A 3435-nucleotide genomic window follows, 5' to 3' on the forward strand; every position below is an offset into this window, starting at 1 on the left:
GGGGTGGTCAGGGCGATGCGTTCCTCGCCCGCGTACACGTTCATCGAGCCGCCGCGCAGAAAGCCGACCAGGGTGAGTCCGGTCTCGTCGGCCAGGTCCACCGCGAGGGAGGACGGCGCCGAGACCGCGGCCAGCAGCGGGATGCCCGCCATGACCGCCTTCTGGGCGAGTTCGAACGACGCGCGGCCCGAGACCAGGAGGATCGCCCGGGACAGCGGCAGCGCGCCGGACTGCAGGGCGCGGCCGATCAGCTTGTCGACGGCGTTGTGCCTGCCGACGTCCTCCCGCAGATCCAGCAGCTCGCCCTCGGGGGAGAAGAGCGCCGCGGCGTGCAGGCCGCCGGTGCGGTCGAAGACGCGTTGCGCGGCCCGTAGCCGGTCGGGGAGGGCGGACAGGAGCGCGGGCTCGACACGCACCCTGGGGGAGTCGGCGATCGGCCGCCGGGCGGCGGTGCGTACGGCGTCCAGGCTGGCTTTTCCGCACAGCCCGCAGGAGGAGCTGGTGTACACATTCCGTTCGAGCGTGATGTCCGGCACGGGCACACCGGGCGCGAGCCGGACATCGACCACGTTGTAGGTGTTCGACCCGTCGGCGGTGGCGCCCGCGCAGTACACGATGCTCCTCAGCTCCTCCGCGTGGCCGAGAACGCCCTCGCTCACCAGGAAACCGGCGGCGAGCGCGAAGTCGTCGCCCGGTGTGCGCATGGTGATGGCCAGCGGCTTGCCGCCCAGCCGGATCTCCAGAGGCTCCTCGGAGACGAGGGTGTCCGGGCGCGTACTGACCGCTCCGTCGCGGATGCGCAGGACCCGGCGTCGCTCGGTGACCCGTCCCATAGTGATCAGTCCTGGTCTCGTCTGTGCTGGTGGGCGTCTGTGCTGGTGGCTGTCTGTGCCGGTGGGCTGTCCGTGCTGTGGCCGGGGTGGCCACGGTCTCATTGTCCTGCCTTGGCGGCCCGGCTTCATCCGGCGGTCCGGCGCCGAAAACCGTTGGTCGCGGAGGCGGAGGGTGAGATGCTGCGGCGATGACGACCACCGAGCCGGAATGGGACCGGCGGATCGCGGACCTGTGGGCCACGTTCGACGACTACGGCCCCGCCGACTTCGTCGCCGAGGTCACGGCGCTGGCAGCCGAACTCCCCTCCGGCCATCCGGCAGCCCTGTTCGAGCTGGCGGGGGCACATGACTCCACCGGAGACCCGGAGAAGGCCGCCCCGCTCTACCGGCAGGCGCTCGCCGCCGGTCTGGCCGGTCCGCAGCGCCGACGTGCCGTGATCCAGCTGGCCAGCACGCTCCGCAATCTGGGCCGGCCCGAGGAGAGCGCCGCCCTGCTCACCGACGAAAGGGAAGCCGGATCGGACGAACTCGATGACGCTGTCGCCGCGTTCCTGTCGCTGGCGCTCGCCGACATGGGGCGGGAGAGGGAGGCGGCGGGGCTGGCGCTGGCCGCCCTCGCCCCTCACCTGCGGATGTACAACCTCTCGCTGGCGACCTACGCGGGGGAGCTGTCCGCCGGCCCCGCCGAACCGCGGTGACATCCTGCGGAAGCTGGCGTCGCCCACCCCGGCGCCGTCACCGCCAACCCTTGGTCAGCGGCGCGGCTCGCGCCACATGGGCCACATCGGCGGGCCGCCCGGAAGATCGACGGTCGTGCCGGTGAAGACGAAGCCGTGGCGCTCGTACAGCGCCTTGCTGCGCGCGTTGCTCGCCTCCAGGTAGGCGGGGACCCCTTCGCGGTCGCAGCGTTCGAGCACGGTCGTCAGCAGTGCGGTGCCGAGCCCCTCGCTCTGCCGGCCCGGGGCGACGACGATGGCGGGCAGGTAGTAGTGCGACCGGTCCTCCGGATGCGCCTGGGCCGTCAGCTGCCCGATGATCCCGGTGCGCTCATTGCCGGGGTCGGCCTGGGCCACGAGCTCGGCCATGTCATCGCCCGGGTCCTCCCCGTGGCCCCCGCGGTTCCCGCCGTCACCGTCACCGTCTCCTTCACCGCCGCCGTCCGCCGATATGGGCAGCCAGAGCGCCGCCGCCGAGAGGTCCTCGGTCACATCCACCCAGCCGTCGCGCAGCGCGGCGTCCAGGAAGACGCCGAAGAACCGGGGTTGTACGACGCGCCGGTGCTCCTCATCGGGGAACACCCAGGCGCTGACCGGATCCTCCATGAACGCCTCTCCCAGCAGCCGGCTGATCGCTTCCCGTTCCTCCGCGCGGGCGCGACGGACGGCGGGGTGGGCGGCGGCTGACTGATCCTTGGTCACGTCCTGCGCTCCGGAGTCGTTCGACGTGGTCGTCGATGGTCGTCGATGGTCGTTCGTCGGTCGTTCGTCGGTCGTCCGTCGGTTGTCCGTCGGTCGTTCGGTGCCGGTGGTGGTGGCCGGGATACGGGCGGGCACGCGTGGCACGCCCGGGTCAACCGGCCGGTCCGACGCGAGCTGAGGCGCTCTCAGCCTAACTCGCGGTGCACAAGGGCCGGTTCACCCCCATCCATCCCCATCTTTGTCCTCATAAGGGAGAAAGTCGCTGCTGATTCCTGATGAAGTTCTTCCGCGTCCCGACGACCGCTGCTACGTTTCCTGTGAAAGCCCCGTGGGCCGCTTCGGCCCCGCCGGGGCCCGACGCTGATGGGCGGGCAGGGAGGGGCATGTGAGGCGCATGACGGCTCGACCCGCCAACGCGCATCAGGCGCGTCTGCTCCGTCTGCTGCGTGACGGCGGGCCCAACTCCCGGGCGCAGCTGGGCGACCAGGTCGACCTCTCGCGCTCGAAGCTCGCCGTGGAGATCGACCGTCTGCTGGACACCGGGCTCGTGGTCGCCGACGGACTCGCCGCCTCCCGTGGCGGCCGCCGCTCCCACAACGTCCGGCTCGCCCCCGCTCTGCGCTTCCTCGGTGTGGACATCGGCGCCACATCCGTCGATGTGGCGGTGACCAACGCCGAGTTGGAGATTCTCGGCCATCTGACCCACCCCATGGACGTCCGTGAGGGCCCGGTCGCGGTGTTCGAGCAAGTCCTCGCCATGGCCGCGAAGCTGCGTGCGTCGGGCGTCGCGGAGGGGTTCGACGGCGCCGGGGTCGGCGTTCCCGGGCCCGTGCGCTTCCCCGAGGGCGTCCCCGTCGCGCCGCCGATCATGCCCGGCTGGGACGGGTTCCCCGTACGCGAGGCGCTCAGCCAGGAGCTGGGCTGCCCCGTCATGGTCGACAACGATGTGAATCTGATGGCGATGGGGGAGCAGCACGCCGGAGTGGCCCGCTCCGTCCAGGACTTCCTCTGCGTCAAGATCGGCACCGGTATCGGCTGCGGCATCGTCGTCGGCGGCGAAGTGCACCGCGGTACGACGGGCAGCGCGGGCGACATCGGCCACATTCAGGTCGAGCCGGACGGCCGCCAGTGCGCCTGCGGCAACCGCGGCTGTCTGGAGGCATGCTTCGGCGGCGCGGCGCTCG

The 3435-nt window shown here is 71.6% G+C and carries 4 protein-coding genes; 2 read left to right on the forward strand and 2 right to left on the reverse strand.

The window, feature by feature from the left end; translation table 11 throughout:
- Nucleotides 1-833 (reverse strand): formate dehydrogenase accessory sulfurtransferase FdhD (gene fdhD, locus ACTWQE_RS33825; protein WP_443332920.1); only part of this gene is annotated, 833 nt, incomplete at its 3' end.
- 188 nt (nucleotides 834-1021) lie between these two features.
- On the opposite strand from fdhD, the gene ACTWQE_RS33830 reads away from it, so the two are divergent.
- Nucleotides 1022-1531: a tetratricopeptide repeat protein gene (locus ACTWQE_RS33830; protein ID WP_443332921.1), complete on the forward strand. Its 510-nt coding sequence runs from the start codon at nucleotides 1022-1024 to the stop codon at nucleotides 1529-1531.
- Between the two features lie 54 nt (nucleotides 1532-1585).
- Here the strand turns inward: ACTWQE_RS33830 and ACTWQE_RS33835 are convergent, their stop codons facing one another.
- Nucleotides 1586-2251 carry a GNAT family N-acetyltransferase gene (locus ACTWQE_RS33835; protein ID WP_443332922.1) on the reverse strand — a complete coding sequence of 222 codons (666 nt, stop codon included), beginning with the start codon at nucleotides 2249-2251 and terminating at the stop codon, nucleotides 1586-1588.
- Nucleotides 2252-2645: 394 nt separating this feature from the next.
- On the opposite strand from ACTWQE_RS33835, the gene ACTWQE_RS33840 reads away from it, so the two are divergent.
- Nucleotides 2646-3435: ROK family protein (locus tag ACTWQE_RS33840; protein WP_443332923.1), on the forward strand; the 790-nt coding region annotated here is incomplete at its 3' end.

Origin of the sequence: Streptomyces sp. 8N706, from assembly GCF_052245415.1 — a bacterium.
Taxonomy (GTDB): domain Bacteria; phylum Actinomycetota; class Actinomycetes; order Streptomycetales; family Streptomycetaceae; genus Streptomyces.